The organism is Streptomyces guryensis, assembly GCF_021261325.1.
Lineage (GTDB): Bacteria > Actinomycetota > Actinomycetes > Streptomycetales > Streptomycetaceae > Streptomyces > Streptomyces guryensis.
On record NZ_JAJSBI010000013.1, the window covers coordinates 65,308 to 88,831 of the forward strand.

At 70.1% G+C, this 23,524-nt stretch carries 21 protein-coding genes; 11 read left to right on the top strand and 10 right to left on the bottom strand.

The window, feature by feature from the left end:
* Nucleotides 1-140 precede the first annotated feature (140 nt).
* The 5 genes from LJ657_RS25225 to LJ657_RS25245 all read left to right on the top strand — a co-directional run bounded on the left by LJ657_RS25225 (nt 141) and on the right by LJ657_RS25245 (nt 5,292).
* Complete coding sequence (locus tag LJ657_RS25225) at nt 141-1,967, top strand: acyl-CoA dehydrogenase (protein ID WP_232651031.1); 1,827 nt, start codon at nt 141-143, stop codon at nt 1,965-1,967.
* A gap of 99 nt (nt 1,968-2,066) precedes the next feature.
* Nucleotides 2,067-3,365, top strand: coding sequence for a M18 family aminopeptidase (locus tag LJ657_RS25230; protein WP_232651032.1), 1,299 nt, complete (start codon nt 2,067-2,069; stop codon nt 3,363-3,365).
* Between the two features lie 81 nt (nt 3,366-3,446).
* The gene (locus LJ657_RS25235; RefSeq protein WP_232651033.1) at nt 3,447-3,698 is read left to right on the top strand and encodes a DUF6458 family protein; all 252 of its coding nucleotides are present in this window, start codon (nt 3,447-3,449) and stop codon (nt 3,696-3,698) included.
* Nucleotides 3,699-3,906: 208 nt separating this feature from the next.
* Nucleotides 3,907-5,067 (top strand): glycosyltransferase family 2 protein, encoded by a 1,161-nt coding sequence (locus LJ657_RS25240; RefSeq protein ID WP_308117082.1) that lies wholly within the window; start codon nt 3,907-3,909, stop codon nt 5,065-5,067.
* A gap of 60 nt (nt 5,068-5,127) precedes the next feature.
* On the top strand, nt 5,128-5,292 hold the full coding sequence (locus LJ657_RS25245) for a hypothetical protein (RefSeq protein ID WP_165954846.1): 165 nt from the start codon (nt 5,128-5,130) through the stop codon (nt 5,290-5,292).
* 6 nt (nt 5,293-5,298) lie between these two features.
* Here LJ657_RS25245 and LJ657_RS25250 read toward each other — a convergent pair whose 3' ends face one another.
* Both LJ657_RS25250 and LJ657_RS25255 read right to left on the bottom strand, forming a co-directional pair.
* Nucleotides 5,299-7,152, bottom strand: a complete 1,854-nt coding sequence (locus LJ657_RS25250; protein WP_232651034.1) for a thioredoxin-like domain-containing protein — start codon at nt 7,150-7,152, stop codon at nt 5,299-5,301.
* A gap of 29 nt (nt 7,153-7,181) precedes the next feature.
* Nucleotides 7,182-7,574 (bottom strand): cupin domain-containing protein, encoded by a 393-nt coding sequence (locus LJ657_RS25255; protein ID WP_232651035.1) that lies wholly within the window; start codon nt 7,572-7,574, stop codon nt 7,182-7,184.
* 52 nt (nt 7,575-7,626) lie between these two features.
* On the opposite strand from LJ657_RS25255, the gene LJ657_RS25260 reads away from it, so the two are divergent.
* Complete coding sequence (locus LJ657_RS25260) at nt 7,627-8,628, top strand: helix-turn-helix domain-containing protein (protein WP_232651036.1); 1,002 nt, start codon at nt 7,627-7,629, stop codon at nt 8,626-8,628.
* Nucleotides 8,625-9,119: an LURP-one-related/scramblase family protein gene (locus LJ657_RS25265; protein WP_232651037.1), complete on the top strand. Its 495-nt coding sequence runs from the start codon at nt 8,625-8,627 to the stop codon at nt 9,117-9,119. Before LJ657_RS25260 ends, LJ657_RS25265 begins: the two co-directional genes overlap by 4 nt.
* A gap of 24 nt (nt 9,120-9,143) precedes the next feature.
* On the opposite strand, the gene LJ657_RS25270 is transcribed toward LJ657_RS25265, so the two are convergent.
* Complete coding sequence (locus LJ657_RS25270) at nt 9,144-9,941, bottom strand: carbon-nitrogen family hydrolase (protein ID WP_232651038.1); 798 nt, start codon at nt 9,939-9,941, stop codon at nt 9,144-9,146.
* 182 nt (nt 9,942-10,123) lie between these two features.
* Here LJ657_RS25270 and LJ657_RS25275 point away from each other — a divergent pair, with 182 nt between their 5' ends.
* A complete protein-coding gene (locus LJ657_RS25275) occupies nt 10,124-10,948 on the top strand; it encodes a maleylpyruvate isomerase family mycothiol-dependent enzyme (protein ID WP_232651039.1) in 825 nt (274 codons plus the stop codon).
* 18 nt (nt 10,949-10,966) lie between these two features.
* Here LJ657_RS25275 and LJ657_RS25280 read toward each other — a convergent pair whose 3' ends face one another.
* The 3 genes from LJ657_RS25280 to LJ657_RS25290 form a co-directional block, all read right to left on the bottom strand.
* Nucleotides 10,967-11,725, bottom strand: coding sequence for a hypothetical protein (locus LJ657_RS25280; RefSeq protein WP_232651040.1), 759 nt, complete (start codon nt 11,723-11,725; stop codon nt 10,967-10,969).
* 176 nt (nt 11,726-11,901) lie between these two features.
* On the bottom strand, nt 11,902-13,209 hold the full coding sequence (locus LJ657_RS25285) for an MFS transporter (RefSeq protein ID WP_232651041.1): 1,308 nt from the start codon (nt 13,207-13,209) through the stop codon (nt 11,902-11,904).
* Nucleotides 13,206-13,868: a GntR family transcriptional regulator gene (locus LJ657_RS25290; protein WP_232651042.1), complete on the bottom strand. Its 663-nt coding sequence runs from the start codon at nt 13,866-13,868 to the stop codon at nt 13,206-13,208. Before LJ657_RS25290 ends, LJ657_RS25285 begins: the two co-directional genes overlap by 4 nt.
* Nucleotides 13,869-14,079: 211 nt before the next feature.
* Here LJ657_RS25290 and LJ657_RS25295 point away from each other — a divergent pair, with 211 nt between their 5' ends.
* Together LJ657_RS25295 and LJ657_RS25300 are read left to right on the top strand one after the other, a co-directional pair.
* Entirely contained in the window at nt 14,080-14,979 is a 900-nt protein-coding gene (locus tag LJ657_RS25295; protein ID WP_232651043.1) for a D-alanyl-D-alanine carboxypeptidase family protein, read from the top strand.
* 96 nt (nt 14,980-15,075) lie between these two features.
* A complete protein-coding gene (locus LJ657_RS25300; RefSeq protein ID WP_232651044.1) occupies nt 15,076-15,729 on the top strand; it encodes a class I SAM-dependent methyltransferase in 654 nt (217 codons plus the stop codon).
* A 141-nt stretch (nt 15,730-15,870) separates the two neighbouring features.
* Here LJ657_RS25300 and LJ657_RS25305 read toward each other — a convergent pair whose 3' ends face one another.
* The 4 genes from LJ657_RS25305 to LJ657_RS25320 all read right to left on the bottom strand — a co-directional run bounded on the left by LJ657_RS25305 (nt 15,871) and on the right by LJ657_RS25320 (nt 21,468).
* Nucleotides 15,871-17,292, bottom strand: a complete 1,422-nt coding sequence (locus tag LJ657_RS25305) for a dihydrolipoamide acetyltransferase family protein (RefSeq protein WP_232651045.1) — start codon at nt 17,290-17,292, stop codon at nt 15,871-15,873.
* Between the two features lie 10 nt (nt 17,293-17,302).
* Nucleotides 17,303-18,268 carry an alpha-ketoacid dehydrogenase subunit beta gene (locus tag LJ657_RS25310; protein ID WP_232651046.1) on the bottom strand — a complete coding sequence of 322 codons (966 nt, stop codon included), beginning with the start codon at nt 18,266-18,268 and terminating at the stop codon, nt 17,303-17,305.
* 43 nt (nt 18,269-18,311) lie between these two features.
* Nucleotides 18,312-19,490: a pyruvate dehydrogenase (acetyl-transferring) E1 component subunit alpha gene (gene pdhA / locus LJ657_RS25315; protein ID WP_232651047.1), complete on the bottom strand. Its 1,179-nt coding sequence runs from the start codon at nt 19,488-19,490 to the stop codon at nt 18,312-18,314.
* A 373-nt stretch (nt 19,491-19,863) separates the two neighbouring features.
* Nucleotides 19,864-21,468: a protein kinase domain-containing protein gene (locus tag LJ657_RS25320; protein WP_232651048.1), complete on the bottom strand. Its 1,605-nt coding sequence runs from the start codon at nt 21,466-21,468 to the stop codon at nt 19,864-19,866.
* Between the two features lie 335 nt (nt 21,469-21,803).
* On the opposite strand from LJ657_RS25320, the gene LJ657_RS25325 reads away from it, so the two are divergent.
* Nucleotides 21,804-23,465 carry a protein kinase domain-containing protein gene (locus LJ657_RS25325; protein ID WP_232651049.1) on the top strand — a complete coding sequence of 554 codons (1,662 nt, stop codon included), beginning with the start codon at nt 21,804-21,806 and terminating at the stop codon, nt 23,463-23,465.
* The last annotated feature ends 59 nt before the right edge of the window (nt 23,466-23,524 follow it).

A 23,524-nucleotide genomic window follows, 5' to 3' on the forward strand; every position in this document is an offset into this window, starting at 1 on the left:
AGTACTGAGTCACAGATGACCCATTCGGGGTTGCTTCTTATTACCGACGGGTAGCATCATCGTAGCTACTTGTTGGTACGTGAACTAGCGCGAGGAGCTACACCCGGTGCCTCGCCGATCTCTTTAACGGAGCAGTCGCCATGGGGCACTACAAGTCGAATCTGCGCGACATCGAGTTCAACCTCTTCGAGGTCCTCGGGCGGGACAAGCTGTACGGCACCGGCCCGTTCGAGGAGATGGACGTCGACACCGCCAGGAGCATCCTCGAGGAGCTGACCCGCCTCGCGGAGAACGAGCTGGCGGAGTCCTTCGCGGACGCCGACCGCAACCCGCCGGTCTTCGACCCGGAGACGAACACCGCCCCGGTCCCGGCGTCCTTCAAGAAGAGCTACAAGGCCTTCATGGACTCGGAGTACTGGCGGCTCGGCCTGCCCGAGGAGATCGGCGGCACCACTTCGCCCCGCTCCCTGATCTGGGCCTTCGCCGAGCTGATCCTGGGCGCCAACCCGGCCGTCTGGATGTACTCCTCGGGCCCCGCGTTCGCCGGCATCCTCTTCGAGGAGGGCAACGAGGTCCAGAAGCACATCGCCAAGGTCGCCGTGGAGAAGCAGTGGGGCTCCACGATGGTCCTCACCGAGCCCGACGCCGGTTCGGACGTCGGCGCCGGCCGCACCAAGGCGATCCAGCAGGAGGACGGCTCCTGGCACATCGAGGGCGTGAAGCGCTTCATCACGTCCGGTGAGCACGACATGGAGGAGAACATCCTCCACTACGTCCTCGCCCGCCCCGAGGGCGCAGGACCCGGCACCAAGGGCCTGTCCCTCTTCCTCGTCCCGAAGTACCTCTTCGACTTCGAGACCGGCGAGCTGGGCGAGCGCAACGGCGTGTACGCGACGAACGTCGAGCACAAGATGGGCCTGAAGGCCTCCAACACCTGCGAGATGACCTTCGGCGACCAGCACCCCGCAAAGGGCTGGCTGATCGGCGACAAGCACGACGGCATCCGCCAGATGTTCCGCATCATCGAGTTCGCCCGCATGATGGTCGGCACGAAGGCGATCTCCACGCTGTCGACGGGCTACCTGAACGCGCTGGAGTACGCCAAGGAGCGCGTCCAGGGCCCCGACCTGGCGAACTTCATGGACAAGACCGCGCCCAAGGTCACCATCACGCACCACCCGGACGTCCGCCGCTCGCTGATGACGCAGAAGGCGTACGCGGAGGGCATGCGCGCCCTGGTGCTCTACACGGCCTCCCTCCAGGACGAGATCCAGGTCAAGGAGGCGGCGGGCGAGGACATCAAGGCGCTGGAGGCCCTGAACGACCTGCTCCTGCCGATCGTCAAGGGCTACGGCTCCGAGAAGGGCTACGAGCAGCTCGCCCAGTCGCTGCAGACCTTCGGCGGCTCCGGCTTCCTGCAGGAGTACCCGATCGAGCAGTACATCCGCGACGCCAAGATCGACACGCTGTACGAGGGCACCACCGCGATCCAGGGCCAGGACTACTTCTTCCGGAAGATCGTCCGCAACCAGGGCGCCGCGCTGAACTCGCTCGCCGAGGACATCAAGAAGTTCCTGGCGCTCGGCGAGGGCGGCGAGGAGCTGGCCGGCGCCCGGGAGCACCTCGCGAAGGCCGCCGTCGAGCTGGAGGCCATCGTCGGCCTGATGCTGACCGACCTCGCGGCCACCGAGCAGGACGTCAAGAACATCTACAAGGTGGGCCTGAACACCAGCCGCCTGCTGCTGGCCTCCGGTGACGTGGTCGTCGGATACCTGCTGCTCAAGGGTGCCGCGATCGCCGCCGAGAAGCTTCCGACGGCCTCCGCGAAGGACAAGGCGTTCTACACGGGCAAGATCGCGGCGGCGAAGTTCTTCGCGGCCAACGTCCTGCCGGGGGTCACCGGCGCCCGCAAGCTCGCCGAGAACGTCGAGCTGGACCTGATGGAGCTGGACGAGGCGGCGTTCTAACCTCTCCGTTTCCGGGTAGCCAGAACTCCACATCGCCCTCACGAGGGCCCACTCCCCATCACGAGGAGTGGGCCCTCGTACGTCGTTAAGGTGAACCCCATGAGCGAACCCCACCGCTTCGACCGCGGCCACACCGACGACCTCGTGTCCTTCCTGACGGCGAGCCCGTCGCCGTACCACGCGGTGGCGAGCGCCGCCGAGCGGCTGGAGAAGGCGGGGTTCCGGCAGGTCGCGGAGACGGACGCCTGGGACGGGACGACCGGTGGCAGGTATGTGCTGCGCGGCGGCGCGATCGTGGCCTGGTACGTCCCCGAGGGCGCGGTGCCCCACACTCCGTTCCGTATCGTCGGCGCACACACCGACTCCCCGAACCTGCGGGTCAAGCCGCTGCCCGACACCGGGGCGCACGGCTGGCGCCAGGTGGCGGTGGAGATCTACGGCGGGCCGCTGCTCAACTCCTGGCTGGACCGCGACCTGGGCCTGGCCGGCCGGCTGACCCTGCGCAATGGCTCGACGCGGCTGGTGAACGTCGACCGGCCGCTCCTGAGGGTCCCCCAACTCGCCATCCACCTGGACCGTTCGGTGTCCGGGGAGGGCCTCAAGCTCGACAAGCAGCGCCATGTGACGCCGATCTGGGGGCTGGGCGGCGATGTGCGCGACGGGGACCTGATCGCCTTCCTGGAGGAGACCGCGGGGCTGCCGGCGGGGGAGGTCACCGGCTGGGACCTGATGACGCACTCCGTGGAGCCGCCGGCCTACCTGGGCCGCGACAAGGAGCTGCTCGCGGGACCGCGCATGGACAACCTGCTCTCCGTGCATGCGGCGGTGGCCGCGCTGACGGCGGTGTCCTCCGGCGGTGCGGACCTGCCGTACATCCCGGTGCTGGCCGCCTTCGACCACGAGGAGAACGGCTCGCAGTCGGACACGGGCGCGGACGGGCCGCTGCTCGGCAGCGTGCTGGAGCGTTCGGTGTTCGCGCGCGGAGGCTCGTTCGAGGACCGGGCAAGAGCCTTCGCGGGCACGGTGTGCCTGTCGTCGGACACCGGTCACGCGGTGCACCCCAACTACGCGGAGCGGCACGACCCGACGCACCACCCCCGGGTCAACGGCGGGCCGATCCTCAAGGTCAACGTCAACAACCGCTACGCCACGGACGGTTCGGGCCGCGCGGTCTTCGCCGCCGCCTGCGAGAAGGCGAACGTCCCCTTCCAGTCCTTCGTCTCCAACAACTCCATGCCGTGCGGCACGACGATCGGCCCGATCACCGCGGCCCGGCACGGCATCAAGACCGTCGACATCGGCGTGGCGATCCTGTCGATGCACAGCGCACGCGAGCTGTGCGGCGCGGACGACCCGTATCTGCTGGCGAATTCGCTGGTGGCGTTCCTGGAGGGGTAGCCAACCGGGCCGCCGCGCATGGGTGATGTCCGTCCGGGTACCCGGGTTCTACCGCAACGACCGGACAGGGAGGCGACACTCATGGGCCTCGGCGGGTGCATCATCCTCATCGCCGTGGGAGCCATCCTCACGTTCGCGACCGACTGGCACATGCAAGGGGTCAACCTCGACCTGGTCGGCATCATCCTGATGATCGTCGGCCTGATCGGAGTCAGCACCTTCAGCAGCATCGCCCGGCGCCGGCGCGTCGTGGTACCGCCGACCACACCGGTGGTGGACGAGGAGGTTCGTCATCGCCGCACGGATGGATACTCCGACGGATACGGCGTGTAACGGACAGGGCAGGCCAAACGGATACGTCACGTAAGGGACACCTCCCCTGCTGACGGACGCACAGGGCAAGCAGCGACAACCGTGAGCATTCTGTGATCAGGGATGTCTTGTTGACTTGTGTGAAAACAGTGAAGACTCCGGAGTGTTGTAGTGCCCGGGGGGTCGCACGTGCCGGGCGTGAACCATCAGCGCACCCGGAGGGCTCCCCGTGCTCCACTCGGCGGAGACGACCGCCGTGGCACCCGTCGCGGGACCACGGCACCCACGACGGCACGCGGCCCGCCGCGCCCACGCCGCACCCGACGAACTCGACCGTCCGCTGCGGCTCGTGGTACTGATCCCGGCCCACAACGAAGAGGCCCGCATCGCCGACGCCGTCCAGGGCCTCTGGCGGCAGACCCGACGTCCCGACCTGATCGTCGTCGTGTGCGACAACTGCACCGACGCCACCGCCGAGATCGCCGCCGCACACGGCGCGCAGGTCTTCCACACCGAGGGCAACACGCACAAGAAGGCCGGTGCCCTCAACCAGGCCATCGCCTGGGTGCTGCCCCACCTCGAGGAACGCGACCTGCTGCTGGTGCAGGACGCCGACACCGTGCTCGACCCGTGGTTCAACGAGACCGCGATGGGCACCTTCAACCGCAAGGTCGGGGCCGTCGGCGGGGTCTTCTACGGCGAGGAGGGCGGCGGCTTCCTCGGACTGCTCCAGCGCATGGAGTTCCACCGCTACGCCTGGGAGCTGGAACGTTCCGGCGGCAAGGCGCAGGTTCTCACCGGCACCGGCACGATGTTCCGCGCGCGGGTGCTGCGCGAGGTCCGCGCCGCCCGTCGCGCCGGGATCATCGGCGGCGGCAACAGCTACTACAGCCTCGCCTCGTTGACCGAGGACGACGAGATGACGAAGGCCGTCAAGACCCTCGGCTACCGCGCCATGTCACCGGCCGGGTGCGCCGTCACCACCGAGGTCATGCCGACCCTGGGCAAGCTGTGGCACCAGCGGCTGCGCTGGCAGCGGGGCGCGCTGGAGAACCTGCGCGACTACGGCTGGACCCGGGTGACCGCGCGCTACTTCCTGCAGCAGTTCATGATGGGCTTCGGCGCCCTGTGCTTCCTGGTCTATCTGACCTACATGACCACCTGTACGACGCTGTACGGCTGGCCCGGGTTCTCCCCGTTCTGGACGGCGATCGGGCTGCTCTTCGTGGTCGAGAAGACGGTCTCCGTACGACGGGCCGGGCCCAGGGCGGTGGTGGTCGCCGCGCTGATGATCCCCGAGATGCTCTACGACCTCTTCCAGCATGCCGTCTACTTCACCTCGCTGTGGGGGCTGGTGCGCCGCAGCGAGGAGAAGTGGGTGGCGACCTGACACCCCATTGACCCACCCCCCGCGAACCAACCCCCGCACACCCTCCAGGAGACGCACGACATGTACGGAAGAGTGATCGGCGCCGGGACCACGGGCGCCGGCGGCGCCACGCTGGCCGCCACGGGCATGTGGATGAACAGCATGGCGCTGCTCGTCACGGCCACGACCCTGATGGCCGCAGGGGTGGCCCTGTTCAAGCTGGCGCCGCGCCCGCGCCGTCGCTGACCCCGGTCAGCCGGCCGAATCGTCCATCCCGGCCAGTACCAACGGCAGCCGGTCCGCCCCGCCTTCGGTGAGGCGGACCGGAACTCCCCAGTCCTGCTGATGGACATGGCAGGCCGGGTAGGGGTTGTCCGTGCCGTCGTCGCAGGACGCGGCCATCGCGGAGACGTGCAGGACTCCTTCCGTGATCCCGGGTTCGAGCTCCAGGGTGCGGGAGAGGTCGGTGTCGGCACCCTCGCCCTTCAGCAGGAGCCCGGGGGGCGTCGACGACACCAGCAGGCGGGTCGAGGGGCCGTACCGGGTGTCCGGTTTCTGGCCCGCGGGAGCCTGGAAGATCACGTCCAACTGGAGCCTCTGGGCGACTTCGGTGGCGGCTCGCCGCGTGCGGTGGGCGACCGACTCCACCCGGACCGCCTCCTGAGGCAGACGCAGCCGGGTCAGCCTGTGCCGCGCCGACTCGACCACCACGATGTCCTCGTCCACCAGCACTGCGTCGCTCGGTTCACGCAGGTCGGTCGCGAGGGTGGTGACCTGGCCGGTCGAGGGGTCGTAGCGGCGCAGGGCGTGGTTGTAGGTGTCGCTCACGGCCACCGAGCCGTCGGGGAGGGCCGTCACGCCCAACGGGTGCTGGAACAGGGCCTGTCCGGCGGGCCCGTCGCGGTGACCGAAGTCGAACAGGCCCGTGCCGACGGCGGTGCGGACCGTGCCGTCGAGGTCCACCCAGCGCAGGGCCGAGGTCTCCGAGTCGGCCAGCCAGAGCCGGTCGGCGGTCGCCGCGAGACCCGAGGGCTGGGCGAACCAGGCCTGAGGACCCGGGCCGTCGACCAGCCCCTCGTTGGTGGTGCCGGCCGTGACGGCGACCGTCCCTCCCCCAGAGCCGAAAGCCTGGGCGGTGCCCCCAGCCGGGTCGTACGCCCACAACTGGTGGACGCCGGCCATGGCGATCCACACCCTGTCGGCGAAGAGGGCCACATCCCACGGGGAGGAGAGGTCGATCTCGCGCGCCGGGCCCGAGGTGGGCGAGCCCTGCCACCACTGGCGGCCGGTGCCGGCCAGGGTGGTGACCTCACCGGTCGCGAGGTCGAGGCGGCGCAGGGCGTGGTTGACGGTGTCGGCGACGACGACCGCGGTCCCGTCGAGGAGGGCGAGGCCCTGCGGCTCGTTGAAGGCCGCGGTCTGCGCCGTGCCGTCGGCGAACCCCCGGGCTCCGGAGCCGATGCGCCGCACCACCGTCTCCCCGTCCGCCGCCAGCTCCACCAGCTGGTGCCGGGTGGTGTCGCTGACCAGGAAGGTGCCGCCCGGCAGGACGAGCGCCTTGCCCGGGAAGCGCAGGGTGGTCGGCTCCGGCTCCGGCGCCACGTACGGCCCGTCGCCGCGGCGCAGCGTCCCCTTGGCCCCGTGCTCCGCCTCCAGCTCCGTCACCAGCCGCTCGATCGCGTGCACATGCCCCTCACCCGCGTGCTGTGCGACGACATACCCCTCGGGGTCGATCACCACCAACGTCGGCCAGGCCCGCACCGCGTACTGCTTCCAGGTCGCGAGCTCCGGGTCGTCCAGCACCGGATGCTCCACCCCGTACCGCTCCACGGCGTCGACCACCGCCGCGTGCTCGGCCTCGTGCGCGAACTTCGGAGAGTGCACGCCGATCACGACGACGGTGTCCGCGTGCTTCTCCTCCAGCTCCCGCAGCTCGTCGAGGACGTGCAGACAGTTGATGCAGCAGAACGTCCAGAAGTCGAGCACGACGATGCGTCCACGCAGGTCGGACAGCGTGTACTGCCGGTCGCCCGTGTTCAGCCAGCCGCCCTTGCCCACCAGCTCGGGGGCTCGGACGCGGACGCGTCGGGGAGTGGAGTCGGTCATGCCTCAAGAGTGCCACCCGCCACTGACAGTCACGAAAGCGCGTGGCCCGTCGTCGCGTCCACGTGGCCGGGGATCTCCTCGTGGCGGTCGCCGACCGTGAGGGTGCCGGTGGGTTCGAGCATGAGGATCTCCGTGGGGGCCGGGGCGTAGGGCTTGTGGCGAGTGCCGCGGGGGACCGTGAAGACGGAGCCCTTCGGGAGGACGACCGTGCGTTCGCCGGAGGGTTCGCGCAGGGCGATGCGGAGTTCGCCGTCCAGGACCAGGAAGAACTCGTCGGTGTGGTCGTGGACGTGCCAGACGTGCTCGCCCTCCACCTTGGCGACGCGGACGTCGTAGTCGTTGACGGCGGTGACGATGCGCGGGCTCCAGCGGTCCGTGAAGGACGCGAGGGCGGCGGACAGGGAGACGGGTTCCGTGGTCATGGGTCCATCGTGGGGGTGCGCCGGAACGGTGTGTGAGTGCTAGGAATCGCATATGGCGCAAGGATCCTCTCAGCCCCCTCCGCACCGGGTCGCGGTGATCGTCGACGAGGGCACCAACCCCTTCGAGGTGGGCGTGGCGACCGAGCTGTTCGGGCTGCCCCGGCCCGAACTGGGGCTCGCGGGGCCGCTGTACGAGGTGACGGTGTGCGCGCCCGCGCGTGAGGTGCGGATGAACCACGGGTTCTTCACGCTGACCGGCGTACCGGGGCTGGACGCCGTGGACGGGGCGGACACCCTCCTCGTCCCGGGGCGGCCGGACAACGTCGTCCCGCGCGCGGAGGCCGTACTGGAGGCGATCCGCCGCACGCACGCGCGTGGCGCCCGTGTCGTCAGCTTCTGCACCGGGACCTTCGCTCTCGCCGAGGCCGGGCTGCTGGACGGACGGCGGGCCACCACCCACTGGCGCTGGGCGGACCGGTTCCGGGAGCTGCATCCGAAGGTGCTGCTGGAGCCGGACGTGCTGTTCGTCGACGAGGGCGATCTGCTCACGGCGTCGGGCAGCGCGGCCGCGCTCGACCTCGGGCTGCACATCTGGCGCCGGGACCACGGGGTGGAGTTCGCCAACGCCGTCTCCCGGCGGCTGGTCTTCGCCTCGCACCGGGACGGCGGGCAGCGGCAGTTCGTGGAGCGGCCGGTGCCGGACGTGCCCGACGAGTCGCTGGGACCGCTGCTGGCCTGGGCTCAGGAGCGGCTGGGCGAGCCGCTGGCGGTGGCGGACCTGGCGGCCCGCGCGGCGGTGTCCCCGGCGACCCTGCACCGCCGTTTCCGCGTCCAGCTGGGCACGACCCCGCTGGGCTGGCTGACCGGGGAACGCGTCGCCCTCGCCTGCCGTCTCATCGAGCGCGGGGAGGAACGGCTGGGCGTCGTCGCCGCGAGGAGCGGCCTGGGCAGCGCGGCCAACCTACGCGCGCGCGTGCGGCGCGAGACGGGGCTCAGCCCGTCGGCCTACCGGCGGCGTTTCGGGCCGACGCCCGGGGAAGAGGTGGGGACATGAGATTCCAGGTACGCGACCGGCTCCTCGGCTTCGGCGAGGACTACTGGATCGAGGACGAGCACGGCGGCAAGGTCTTCCTCGTCGACGGCAAGGCGATGCGCCTCAGGGACACGTTCGAACTGAAGGACACCCAGGGGCGGGTCCTGATCGACATCCACCAGAAGATGTTCGCCCTGCGCGACACCATGGTGATCGAACGGGACGGCACCGCCCTCGCCCGCATCAAGCGCAAACGGCTGTCCCTGCTACGCCACCACTACCGGGTCACCATGGTCGACGGCACCGAACTCGACGTCAGCGGCAAGATCCTCGACCGCGAGTTCGCCGTCGAGTACGACGGCGAACTGCTGGCCGTGATCTCCCGCCGCTGGCTGCACATCCGGGACACGTACGGCGTCGACGTCGTCCGCGACGACGCGGACCCGGCGCTGCTGATCGCGGTGACGGTGTGCGTGATCCATCTGGCGGAGAAGGAACGCGAGGAGGACTGACGCCTCGCGCCTTCGGGCCGGGCCTCAGAACGTGTGCGGGGGCTCCAGGCCCAGGACCCGGTCCTTCAGGGCCGGGAACTGCTCCCGGGTCGTCGCCACCTTCGCCGGGTCGAAGTCGACGGTGAGGACCTCCTCGACGGCCCCCGCCTCGGCGAGGACCTCGCCCCACGGATCCACCACGATCGAGTGACCCGCCTGTGGAACTCCCGCATGCGTCCCGGCCGTTCCACAGGCGAGCACGAACGCCTGGTTCTCGACCGCCCGCGCCTGGGCCAGCAGCGTCCAGTGCGCCCGGCGGCGCTCCGGCCAGCCCGCCGGGACCACCAGGGTCTCGGCACCGGCGTCGACGAGACCGCGGAAGAGTTCGGGGAAACGGAGGTCGTAGCAGGTGGCGACGCCCACAGTCGTCCCGGGCAGCCGCACCGTCACCAGTTCCCGCCCCGCGCCCATCAGCACGGCCTCGCCCTTGTCGAAGCCGAAGCGGTGGATCTTGCGGTAGGCGGCCACCAGATCACCGGAGGGGGAGAAGACGAGAGACGTGTTGTAGAGCGGTCCTTCAGGGTCTCGTTCCGGAATCGAGCCCGCGTGCAGCCACACGCCCGCGTCGCTCGCGGCCTTCGCCATCGCCTCGTACGTCGGCCCCTCGAGCGGCTCGGCCTCGGTGCCGAACTCCTCGTAGGCGAAGGCGCCGGTCGTCCACAGCTCCGGGAGGACGACCAGATCGGCCCCGGCCTGCTCCCGTACCAGCGAGCTCACCCGCCGCCGGCGCGATTCGACCGATTCGCCCTCGTCTACGGCGATCTGGATGAGAGAGGCGCGCACACTACCACCGTCCTGGCATTCGAGCCGTCCACACAGGCCTACGATCGTCACACGAAAGCACTGCCGGGGTGCCTCACAGCAGCGTAACTTAGCGTTTCAAGACACCCGCCGAGTGCAGCCACCTCCCGCTGGCAACGCTGCCACCAACCGCCCGTGTACCGACCGCCGAGGGGTCCCGTTCCGTGAGTCTGCATCCCACCCTCCAGCCCTACGCCGACGCCTGGACCCATTCGATCGAAGCGATATCCGAGCTGGTGGGGCCGCTTGTGGAGGGAGAGTGGAACCGGCGGACGCCGTGCCCGGGGTGGTCGGTCCGTGACGTCGTCTCCCATGTCATCGGTCTGGACTGCGAGATGCTCGGCGACCCGCGCCCCATCCACACCCTGCCGCGTGACCTCTTCCACGTCACCAACGACCACCAGCGCTACATGGAGATGCAGGTCGACGTCCGCCGCCACCACACGGCGCCGGAGATGACCTCCGAGCTGGAGTACGTGATCATCCGCCGCAACCGCCAGCTGCGGAACGAGTCGCGCGACCCGGGCACCAAGGTGCGCGGCCACCTCAGCACCGAGCTCACCCTCGAAGAGTCCATGCGCGCCCACGCGTTCAACGTGTGGGCGCATGAACAGGACCTCCGCGCCGCTCTCGGCCGCCCCGGCAACCTCGACTCCCCCGGCGCGCACATCGCCCGTGACGTGCTCCTCGCGGAGCTGCCCGGGGTCGTGGCCGACAAGGCGGACGCGCCGCGCAGTTCGGCGATCGTCTTCGACGTGCACGGCCCGGTCGAGTTCCTGCGCACGATCCGCGTCGACATCCAGGGCCGCGGCACCCTCGAAACCGCTCCCGCCCTCGGTCCCGCCGCCACCCTCACCCTCGACTGGGAGACGTACGTCCGCCTCGCCTGCGGCCGGGTGACACCGCAGGCGGTGGCGGACCGCGTGAAGGCGGAGGGCGACCCGGAGCTGACGGCGGCGATCCTGCGGAACTTCACGGTGACGTCGTAGCGCCTTGGGATCCGTTGGTCAGTGGTCCTCGGCGACCGTCGTGGCGACACCGCCGCTGATCACGACCTTCGCGGAGACACCCTTCTTCGCGGCGGCCTCCAGCTGGTCCAGGGTGCAGCGGGAGGTCCCCGTCGAGCCCGGGGTGCCGCAGATGGTGCCCGCGCCGTACACCTTGGTGTCGTCGGCGACGTAGAACGCCTGCTCGACGCCCTTCATGTCGGACACGGTGAACCTGCCGGGCGCCAGATAGCCGACGTTGCCGAGCCAGGTGCCGCTCACGCCCTTCGCACCGCTGCCGCCGCCGGCGCTGTGGCGTTCGCGTACGACGGTGGCGACGCCCCTCCTGATCGTCACATCGGCGGGGACGGCCGCCTTCCTGGTGGCCGTCTCCAGCTGGTCCAGGGTGCAGTGCGAGCCGCCGCAGATCGTGCCGGCGCCGTGGACCTGGGTGTCGTTGGCGACGAAGAAGGCCCGGTCGGTCTTTCCGGGCACGGACACGATGTACTTGCCCGGGGCGAGGTAGCTGACCGTGCCGTCGGTGATGTTCGCGTTCACGCCCTGCTGGGACCTCGACGCGTTTCCGGCGGAGGTGGCCGCCGAGCCGGAGTGCTGGGACGTCCCCGAGGTCTTCGACGGCGGCTGCGAGCCGGCCGTCGTGGAGGCCGATGCCTGCGAGGAGCCGCCGGTGCCGGTGGAACCGTTCTGACAGGCCGTCATCAGCAGGCCGGCCGTGACGGCGGCGGTGACGAGGGTGGCCTTGCGCAGGTGGCGGTTCATCAGGAGGTTCCCTTCGGGAGCGAGGACTGCGTTCGAGGCGTTCGATGCGCTCGCTGACTATGAGGGGCCGCCGGTCCCCCAGGTCACGTCCGTCCTCGCTTCACCACACCGCTGTCACACGCCCATGACAGAGCAACACCTGGGCTGTGAGCGTCCGCTGCGGTGAACCGCCCGCTTCACGCGGGCACGTGCACCGTCTCCACCCGGCTCGCCACCAGCCGCTCCCGCTCCCGCCGGGCGACCCGCCCCCGCAGCCGCAGGATCTGGCTGACGCCGAGCGCCTGGAGCACGAAAACCGCGGAGAACGCGACGGTGTAGTCGTCGCCGGTGGCGTCCAGCAGCACCCCGATCGCGAACAGGGTGGTCATCGACGCGACGAAGCCGCCCATGTTGGTGATCCCGGACGCCGTCCCCTGCCGCTCCGCCGGGTTGGCCGGCCGCGCGAAGTCGAATCCGATCATCGACGCCGGACCGCACGAACCGAGCACCGTGCACAGCACGATCAGCAGCCACATCGGTGCCCGGTCGGCCGGGTAGGCCAGCGTCGCCGCCCACACCACCGCCGTCGCCGCCACAGTGCCGAGCGCCAGCGGCAGCCGCGCCGCGTGGTGCCGGGCGATGATCTGGCCGTAGACGAGACCCACGACCATGTTCGACAGGACGACCAGGGTGAGGAGTTCACCGGCCGTGGCCCGGGACAGCCCCTGCGCCTGGACCAGGAAGGGCAGCCCCCACAGCAGCAGGAACACCATCGCCGGGAACTGGGTCGTGAAGTGCACCCACAGCCCGAGCCGCGTCCCCGGCTCCCGCCAGGAGGCCGCGATCTGCCGCCGCACGTACGCGGCGCCATGGTGCGGGAACGACTCCGGCTCGTACCCCTCGGGGTGGTCCTTCAGGAACAGCACCAGCAGGACGAGGACGACGACTCCGGCGAGCGCGCTGCCCGCGAAGGCGGCCGTCCAGCCCACGCCGTGCAGCAGCCGGGCCAGCACCAGCGTGGAGACCAGGTTGCCCGCCATGCCGGCCAGCCCCGCGAACTGCGCGACGAGCGGCCCGCGCCGCGCGGGGAACCAGCGGGTGCCCAGCCGCAGCACGCTGATGAACGTCATCGCGTCACCGCAGCCGAGCAGCGCTCGGGAGGCGAGGGCCATGCCGTACGAGGGCGAGAACGCGAAGCCGAGCTGACCGGCCGTGAAGAGCACGACCCCGATGGTCAGCACCTTCTTGGTGCCGAGCCGGTCCACCAGCAGGCCGACGGGTATCTGCATGCCGGCGTAGACGAGGAGCTGCAGGATCGAGAAGGTCGACAGCGCCGAGGCGTTCACGTGGAAGCGGTCGGCGGCGTCGAGGCCGGCGACCCCGAGGGACGTACGGAAGATGACGGCGACGAAGTAGACGGAGACGCCGATGCCCCAGACGGCCATCGCGCGCCGGCCGCCCGGCGGATCACCGGGCAGCGTGGTCAGTGCGGACGACGACCTCATCGGACCTCACCCCGCGCCAGGTGCGAGACCCAGCTGACGTGCCGGTGGACGATCCCGACCGCCTCCTCCACGTCCCCGGAACGCAGCGCCTGAAGCATCTCCTCGTGCTCGGCGAGGGCCTTGGCGATCCGGTCGGGGTGCGAGTGCAGCACGGCGACGCCCATCCGCAGCTGGCGGTCGCGGAGTTGGTCGTAGAGCCGGGAGAGGATCTCGTTGCCCCCGCTGCGGACGATCTCGGCGTGGAAGCAGCGGTCGGTGACGGCGGCCCCGGCGAGGTCCCCGGCGGCGGCCTGCGCCTTCTGCTTCGCCAGCAGTTCCTCCAGCCGCTCGACGAGCCCGGCGGGGGCGGGCACGGCCTTGCGCGCCGCATGCTCCTCGACCAGCAGCCTGGTCTCCACCACGTCCGCGATCTCCTGCGCGGACACGGACAGGACCAGGGCCCCCTTCTTCGGGTAGAGCTTGATCAGCCCTTCCACCTCCAGCCGCAGCAGCGCCTCGCGCACCGGCGTGCGGGAAACCCCCACGGCCTCGGCGAGCTCGCCCTCGGTGAGGAGGGTCCCGCCCTCGTAACGGCGCTCCAGGACGCCCTGCTTGACGTGGGTGTAGACGCGGTCGGCGGCGGGTGGTTGCTTGGCGGTCAGGGTCCCCGGGCTGCTCATGCGCACAGCATAGATACAACACGTACCCATGAGGTCGGACGTCCACCATGCGGACGGATCGGCACCGGCGGATTACCCCTTACGGGAACCCGCCTCTGCAGCCACACAACCTTCTGTGCTACTTACGTGTCACACACGTGCGGCCCCAGCTTCCCTGGACGCTCAACTCGGCCGCACGCCAGGGGCATTCGACACAATCGGGGTAACTCACTTGATTACCGGCATTCCGGGTAGCCGTGTCCGCAGAGCCGCCGCCGTCACCGTGACGGCCGGCGCCATGCTCGCGACCGCCGCCCTCACCGCTGCGCCCGCGCAGGCCGCCACCGCGCCCACGATCGTCGCCAAGGGCGGCTACGTGATGAACAACGCGAACGGCAAGTCGCTGTACACGAAGGCAGCGGACACCAAGCGCTCCACCGGCTCCACCACCAAGATCATGACCGCGAAGGTCGTGCTGGCACAGTCGAACCTGAATCTGGACAAGAAGGTCACGATCCAGAAGGCGTACAGCGACTACGTCGTCGCCAACAACGCCTCCCAGGCGCACCTGATCGTCGGCGACAAGGTGACCGTCCGTCAGCTGCTGTACGGGTTGATGCTGCCGTCGGGCTGCGACGCCGCGTACGCGCTCGCCGACACGTACGGTTCCGGTACGACCCGGGACGCGCGCGTGAAGTCGTTCATCGGCAAGATGAACACCGCCGCGAAGAGCCTCGGCCTGACGAACACGCACTTCGACTCGTTCGACGGCATAGGGAATGGCAACAACTACTCGACGCCGCGCGACCTGACGAAGATCGCCAGCAGTGCGATGAAGAACTCCACGTTCCGCACGGTCGTGAAGACGAAGTCGTACACCGCGAAGACCATCACCAAGACCGGCAGCACCCGCACGATGAACCCGTGGACCAACACCAACGGGCTCCTCAGCAGCTACAGCGGCACCATCGGTGTGAAGACCGGCTCCGGCCCCGAGGCCGGTTACTGCCTCGTCTTCGCCGCCACCCGCAACGGCAAGACGGTCATCGGCACCGTCCTGTCCTCCACGTCCATCCCGCAGCGCGAGTCGGACGCGAAGAAGCTGATGACCTACGGGTTCTCGAAGATCTGAGCCGACGCGGTCCGTGTGACCGCCGCACTCGGGCGAAGGGCCCCTCGCCGGCGTCGCCGGCGGCGAGGGGCCCTTCGCCTCGTCTAGAGTCGCCGGGTGACCGAGCCCTCCTACCTCACCGCGGTCCGGGAGTCGTACGACACCGTCGCCGCCGACTACCTGAAGCAGGTCAAGCGGCCGGCCGAACTGGATCCGCTCTCCCGCGCGTTGCTGACCGCGTTCGCGGAAGCCGTGCGGGAGGGCGTCGGCGGACCGGTCGCCGACCTGGGCTGCGGCCCCGGCCTCGTGACCGCGCACCTCGCCGGACTGGGGCTGTCCGCGTTCGGCGTCGACCTGTCCCCCAGGATGGTCGAACTGGCCCGCCGGGCCCATCCGGAACTGACTTTCACCGTGGGCTCGATGACCGCCCTGGACATCGAGGACGGCTCTCTCGCAGGCATCCTCGCCTACTACTCCACCCACCACACCCCGCCGGAGCAACTGCCACTCGTCTACGGCGAGTTCCACAGGACGCTCAGGCCCGGCGGCCTGCTCATGGTGGCCGGTTATGTGGGAACCGGCGAACGGGTCCGGCCGAAGCCGGCCTACGGCGGCCATCCGGTCTCGTACGAGTCCCATCGGCACCCGCCGGAACTGCTCGTGGAACTCCTGGAGCGGGCCGGGCTGGTCGTCACCGCGCGGACGGTGCAGGAGCCCGAGGAGGGCAGAAAGGCGAGAATCGCCACCCTGCTGTGCCGACGACCGCTGTGACCGAAGGAGCCACGCACCCGGGGCGGGTGCGTGGCTCCTGACGGCTGCGCCTGCTGGGCAGGACCGGCGAAGTCCGCCGCGCGGGCGCGATCAGCCGGAACGGTGGCCAGTTCGATGAACCGCCGGCGCACGCCGGAGCGCCTAGGCCCAGGTGATCAGCCTCTTCGGCTGCTCCAGGATCGCCGCCACGTCCGCCAGCACCTTCGAGCCCAGCTCGCCGTCGACCAGGCGGTGGTCGAAGCTCAGGGCCAGCGTCGTGACCTGGCGTGGCTTCACCTTGCCCTTGTGGACCCACGGCTGGAGCTTGATCGCGCCGATCGCGAGGATCGCGGACTCGCCGGGGTTGAGGATGGGCGTGCCCGTGTCGACGCCGAAGACGCCGACGTTGGTGATGGTCACCGTGCCGCCCTGCATGGCCGCCGGGGACGTCTTGCCCTCCCTCGCCGTCGACACCAGCTCGCCGAGGGCCTCGGCCAGCTGCGGGAGCGTCTTGGCGTGGGCGTCCTTGACGTTCGGGACGATGAGACCGCGCGGAGTGGCCGCGGCGATGCCCAGGTTGACGTAGTGCTTGAGCACGATCTCCTGGTTCGCCTCGTCCCAGGACGCGTTGATGTCCGGGTTGCGTTTGATGGCGACCAGGAGGGCCTTGGCGATCAGGAGGAGCGGGTTGACCCGCAGCCCCTGCAGCCCGAATTCCTCGGGAGCCCGCTTGATCTCCTCGACCAGCTTCATCGTGCGGGTCACGTCGATCGTCACGAACTCCGTGACGTGCGGCGCGGTGAACGCCGAGCCCACCATCGCCGCCGCGGTCGCCCTGCGCACGCCCTTGACCGGGATACGGGTCTCACGGGCCGTGTCGTACGCCGGGACCGGCGCCGGGGGCGCGGAGACGGCCGGGGCGGCCACGGGCGCGGGGGCGGCCTCCGGGGGCGCCACCGCCGCGTGGACGTCCTCGCGCGTGATGATGCCGTCCGGGCCGGACGGGACCACGGTCGTGAGGTCGACGCCCAGGTCCTTGGCCAGCTTGCGCACCGGCGGCTTGGCGAGGGGGCGCGCCGTCCCGCCCGTACCCGCCGGGGGAGCCTCGGCCACCGGCCCGTGCCCGTTGAGTTCCTTCTGGATCGCCGTCGATGCCTCGGAGACCAAGACTTCGGGGCCCTTGCGTGGGCGGCGCTTGGTGGAGGACGCGGCAACGCCGTAGCCCACCAGCACCGGCTGGCGGCCGGAGCCCTCCGGCTTCTTCTCCTCAGCGGGGGCGGCAGCGGGAGCGGCGGCCTCCGCCGGGGCGGGAGCAACGGCCCCGCCCGACACGTCCACCGCGATGATCGGCGTGCCCACGTCCACCGTGGAGCCCTCGGGGAAGTGCAGGTCGCGGACCACCCCGTCGTACGGGATGGGCAGCTCCACGGCCGCCTTGGCGGTCTCGACCTCGCACACCACCTGGCCGTCGGTGACCGTGTCGCCGGGCTGGACGTACCACTTGAGGATCTCGGCCTCGGTGAGGCCCTCGCCGACGTCCGGCATCTTGAACTCGCGTACGGACGCTTCCGTCATCGTCGTCACGACCCTCTCCTCAGTACGCCAGGGCGCGGTCGACGGCGTCGAGCACCCGGTCCAGGCCCGGCAGGTACTCCTCCTCCAGGCGGGCCGGCGGGTACGGGGCGTGATAGCCGCCGACCCTGAGGACCGGTGCCTCCAAGTGGTAGAAGCAGCGCTCCGTGATGCGGGCGGCGATCTCCGCGCCCGAGCCGAGGAACACCGGCGCCTCGTGGACGACGACCAGGCGGCGCGTCTTCTCCACCGACGCCTGGACCGAGTCGAAGTCCAGCGGGGAGATCGAGCGCAGGTCCAGGACCTCCAGGGACTTGCCCTCCTCGGCGGCCGCGGCGGCGACCTCCTGGCAGAGCTTGACCATCGGGCCGTAGGCGACGAGGGTCAGGTCGGTGCCCTCACGGACGACCTGGGCCTTGTGCAGCGGGCCGGGGATGGCTTCGGTGTTGACCTCGGCCTTGTCCCAGTAGCGGCGCTTCGGCTCGAAGAAGATCACCGGGTCGTCGCTCTGGATGGCCTGCTGCATCATCCAGTAGGCGTCCGACGCGTTGGAGGGGCTGACCACCTTCAGGCCCGACACATGGGCGAAGAGCGCCTCGGGGGACTCGGAGTGGTGTTCCACCGCGCCGATGCCGCCGCCGTAGGGGATGCGGACGACGACCGGGAGCTTGACCTTGCCCAGCGAGCGCGCGTGCATCTTCGCGAGCTGCGTGACGATCTGGTCGTAGGCGGGGAAGACGAAGCCGTCGAACTGGATCTCCACGACCGGGCGGTAGCCGCGGAGCGCGAGTCCGATGGCGGTGCCCACGATGCCCGACTCGGCGAGCGGGGTGTCGATGACCCGGCTCTCGCCGAAGTCCTTCTGCAGACCGTCCGTCACTCGGAAGACACCGCCGAGCTTGCCGACGTCCTCGCCCATGATCAGGACCTTGGGGTCGGATTCCAGGGCGCGGCGCAGCGACTCGTTGATCGCCTTGGCGAGAGCCATGCTTTTGGATGTCACAGCCTTGGATGTCACAGCCTCTGCCATCTCAGTGACCCCCCTCATCCGCGAACGACGCCTGGTAGGCGGCGAACTGTGCTCGTTCCTCGTCGACGAGCGCGTGCCCGTCCGCGTACACGTTCTCGAAGATGGCGAAGTGGTCCGGGTCGGGCATAGCGCGGACCGCCTCACGCACTCGTTTGCCCAACGCCTCGCTCTCGGCCTCGAGTTCCGCGAAGAATCCCTCGTCCGCGTGGTTTGAAGCCTCCAGGTACCGGCGGAGCCGCAGGATCGGGTCTTTCGCCTCCCATGCCTCGCGTTCCTCGTCGGCCCGGTACTTCGTCGGGTCGTCGGAGGTGGTGTGGGCGCCCATGCGGTACGTGTACGCCTCGACGAGGGTGGGGCCCTCACCGCGGCGGGCGCGCTCCAGGGCCCACTTCGTCACCGCGAGGCAGGCCAGCACGTCGTTGCCGTCGACCCGGACGCCGGGGAAGCCGAAGCCCTGCGCGCGCTGGTAGAGCGGGACGCGGGTCTGCTTCTCGGTGGGCTCGGAGATCGCCCACTGGTTGTTCTGGCAGAAGAACACCACGGGCGCGTTGTAGACCGCGGAGAAGGTGAAGGACTCGGCCACGTCGCCCTGGCTGGAGGCACCGTCGCCGAAGTAGGCGATGACCGCGCTGTCCGCGCCGTCCTTGGTGATGCCCATGGCGTAGCCCGTCGCGTGCAGCGTCTGGGAGCCGATGACGATCGTGTACAGGTGGAAGTTGTTGCTGCTGGGGTCCCAGCCGCCGTTGTTCACGCCGCGGAACATGCCCAGCAGGTTGGTCGGGTCGACCCCGCGGCACCAGGCGACGCCGTGCTCGCGGTAGGTCGGGAAGACGTAGTCGTCCTCGCGGGTGGCCCGGCCGGAGCCGATCTGGGCGGCCTCCTGGCCGAGCAGCGAGGCCCACAGGCCCAGCTCGCCCTGGCGCTGCAGGGAGGTGGCCTCGGCGTCGAAGCGGCGGGTGAGCACCATGTCGCGGTACAGGCCGCGGAGCTCATCGGGGGTGATGCCGGCGACGTACTCGTCGTACTCGGCGTTCTTCACGCGCTCGCCCTCGGGCGTCAGCAGCTGTACGAGCTGGGGGTCCGTGCTCGGCGATTTCCTTGCGGTGGTCGTCTTGCCGGCCGTGCTCTTGGTACCGGCGCTGCGTCGCGGCTTGCGCGCGGCAGTGCTCTCCACGGTCACGTGTGCTCCTCCGTCGGTCCGGCATCCCGGGTTCGCCGGGATGCCAGTGCGGCTCGCCTGAAGCCCTACGGACGCACAGGGTGGGTGCGGCCCGGTCGGGGACAGGCGTGACAGGTGCCCCGGCGAGCGCCCTGCAAAAGGCACGTTACCCAGTGCTCCACATTTCTGTGAAACCCCTCCTGACCTGCGATTTTGCTTGGATTTCCAAGTAAATCGCGAAAGTCGGGAACATCTCCTGGTCACAGCCTTGCAGGGGGCCGGAACAACGGCACGTTATCCCGGTGACCCACGTCACGGGAAGGGGCGAAAAAACAGCGCGCGCGTGGAGCCCTGCTGGGCCCCACGCGCGCGTGAAGGTGATTTCCGCCCCGGGTCAGCCGCCGACGCCCGACGTGACCCCCGTCGTGCCGCCGTTGTCGCTGCCGCCGTTCGTCGGGTCCGTCGGGTTGTCCGTCGGCGGGGTCGACGGGGTCGGGTTGTCCGTCGGCTGCTCGGTCGTCGCCGGGTCCGAAGGCTGGCTGGTCGGCTCGCTGCTGGCCGTCGCGGACGGCTTGTGCGAGGGCGTGTACGAAGGCGTGTAGTTCCCGGTCCCGGAGCTGGCGCCGGTGCCGTTGTCCGTGGAGGTGTCCGTCGGCTGGTCGGTCGCCTGGTCGGTCGGGGACTCGGTGGCCGTGTCGTCCTTGGTGGTCTGCGAGGTGGTCGGCGAGTGCGTGCTACCGCCGCCGCCACTGCCGTTGCCGCTGTTGTGCAGCGCCAGCGCGACACCCGCCGCGATGGCGATCACCGCGAGGACGGCGAGGATCCACAGCTTGCCGCGGCCGCTGCCCCTGTTGCCGTGCCCCTCGAAGCCGCCGTCGTCCCCGCCGCCGTAGCCGGAGGGCAGGATCGGCTGCGGGATCTGCGTCGTACCCGAGGAGTCGCCGGGGTGCGGCAGTACCGTCGTGCTCGCGAAGCCCGCCGCCGGGGTGTTCCGGCCCTCGTGCACGGCGACCGGGCCGGTGTTCCAGGTGCCGGTGTGGCCGCCCTGGTCGTACAGCATCTGCAGCCCGTACTGGACGAGGCCGCGCATCTCCTCGGCGGTCTGGAAGCGGTCGTCCGGGTCCTTGGCGAGCGAGCGCATGACGAGGCCGTCGAGCTCCGGCGGCACGGACCGCGAGACCTCGGACGGCGGCGTCGGGATGTCCTGGACGTGCTGGTAGACCACGGACAGCGGGGTCTCGCCCGTGAACGGGGGCCGCAGCGCGAGGAGTTCGTAGAGGAGGCAGCCCGTCGCGTACAGGTCGGAGCGGTGGTCGACGGCCTTGCCGAGCGCCTGCTCCGGGGAGAGGTACTGCGGCGTGCCCATGACCATGCCGGTCTGCGTCATCGTCGACTGCGCGCCGTGCAGGGCACGGGCGATGCCGAAGTCCATCACCTTCACCGCGCCGCTGTGCGTGATGATCACGTTCGCCGGCTTGATGTCGCGGTGCACGATGCCGTGCTGGTGCGAGTAGGCGAGCGCCTCCAGCACACCGGAGACGATGATCAGGGCCTGCTCGGGGCCCGGCGCCTCGGCGTTGATCAGAAGGTCGCGGATGGTCCGCCCCTCGACGATCTCCATCACGATGTACGGGACGCTCTGGGCGCCCCCCGTGCCGTAGCCGCCGCCCGGCAGCGTGTCCTCGCCGGAGTCGTACACGGCGACGATCGCATGATGGTTGAGGCCGGCCACCGACTGGGCCTCACGCGTGAAGCGGGCCTTGGAGACCGGGTCCTCGGCGAGGTCGGCACGGAGCAGCTTGACCGCGACGGTGCGCCCGAGGCGCACGTCCTCCGCGGCGAAAACCTCTGCCATGCCGCCCCGGCCGAGTCTGCGGGTCAGCCGATACCGGCCGTCCCCGACCAATCCGCCGTTCCCCCACATTTCCGGCGCATCTGACATACCGCCGCCAGTCGCCTCGGGGTCGGACGGGCCCTGGGCGCGCTGCTGCTGTGCCATCAGTCCTCGCCGTCGTTTCTGCCCGCGGTGCGCGCGGTGTTGTTACGGTCTCCGTCGGCCACGCTACAGCCTCAAGGCAAGCCGCCGGTCCGAGAAGGGGGCCGGAACCGGCACAGGACGGACCGGCCATCAAACCGTCATCCCGTGGGTGCGTGCAAGTTCTGTGTACCGCCCGTACAGCCTCTGTAACGCTCCCGCGACGCTTCTATCGCGTACGGTCACGGATCGGGCACCGAGCTTGACGTGTCACTGCCCTGGGGCAGACTTGGCCGGGAATAGCACTTTCGATCATCGGCAGTCAACGGCGCCTCAAGGCCCACGGGGGAAGCGGAAACATGAGCCTGGACGGCGCACAGGGCCGGTACGCGGGGCGGGCGCTCGCCGGCGGCCGCTATCAACTGCGCGACCTGCTCGGCGAGGGCGGCATGGCCTCCGTGCACCTGGCCTACGACTCCGTGCTGGACCGCCAGGTCGCGATCAAGACCCTGCACACCGAACTCGGCCGCGAGCAGGCCTTCCGCGAGCGCTTCCGCCGCGAGGCCCAGGCCGTGGCGAAGCTCACTCACACCAATATCGTCTCGGTCTTCGACACCGGCGAGGACACTGCATTCGACAGCGGCTCCGCCGCGGGCTCCGGAACGCCCACCCCGTACATCGTCATGGAGTACGTCGAGGGCCGCCCGCTGGGCTCGGTGCTCGACGAGGACGTACGGCAGCAGGGCGCGATGCCCGCCGACAAGGCACTGAAGATCACAGCGGACGTTCTCGCGGCGCTGGAGATCAGCCACGAGATGGGCCTGGTCCACCGGGACATCAAGCCGGGCAACGTGATGGTCACCAAGCGCGGCGTCGTCAAGGTGATGGACTTCGGCATCGCGCGCGCCATGCAGTCCGGTGTGACGTCGATGACGCAGACCGGCATGGTCGTCGGCACCCCGCAGTACCTGTCGCCTGAGCAGGCCCTCGGGCGGAGCGTGGACGCCCGGTCCGACCTCTACTCGGTCGGCATCATGCTGTTCCAACTGGTCACCGGGCGGCTGCCGTTCGAGGCGGACTCACCCCTGGCGATCGCGTACGCGCATGTGCAGGAGGAGCCGGTGGCTCCTTCGTCGATCAACCGGGCGCTGCCTCCCGCGGTGGACGCGCTGGTTGCCCGCGCACTGAAGAAGAACCCGAACGAGCGTTTCCCGAGCTCGGAGTCGATGCGTGCCGAGTGCCTGCGCGTGGCCGCGTCCCTCCAGGCCGCCCCGCCGAGCATCGTGCCGAGCTCCCGCAGCCAGAGCGGCGCCGGAGTCGGCGCGGCGGTGTTCCCGCCGGTCAGCCAGGCGCCCCCGGCCCCGCCCGGCCCCGTACAGACGCCGTACCAGCCGCCCCAGCCGCCCACCCCCAACCCGTACGGCGCGCCCACGCCTCCTCCTTCTCCGGCGTACGGCTACCCGCAGCAGGGCGGCTACCCGACGCCGTCCCCGTACGCGCAGCCGCAGACCCCGCCGCCGTACAACCTCACGCCCCAGCAGCGGCCGTCCGCGCCCCCTGGCGGCGGCAAGAACAACAAGTCGGTGGTCATCGGCACGATCGTCGTCTCGATCATCGCCGTCGGCGGCCTGATCGCGGCCCTGGCGCTCAACGGGGGCGGGGGCGGGGGAGGCGACGGGGGCAGCGGCAGCGGCGGCAGCAGCGCGGCCCCGACGACGACGCACGCGGCCGACTGGCGCGGGCCTGACACCACCAAGGTGATCGACTCGACGGAGTGCACGGAGCCGCAGGAGTCGTACACCGACGAGAACAAGATCCGGGTGCCCGACTTCCGGTTCAAGTACATCGAGTCGGTCAAGGAGTGCGCGAAGTCCGCGGGCTGGTCGCTGGTGGTCAACGACTACGACGAGAACACGTACGGCGAGGGCGCGGTGATCGACCAGTCCCCCGAGGCCGGCTCGGACGTCGACCCGGACAAGGTCAAGATCACGCTCGACGTCTCGACGGGCAACCCGTCCTGACCCCGGCCTCGCGGACGCACGTATGACGAAGGGCCCGGCGGCCGAGGCCGCCGGGCCCT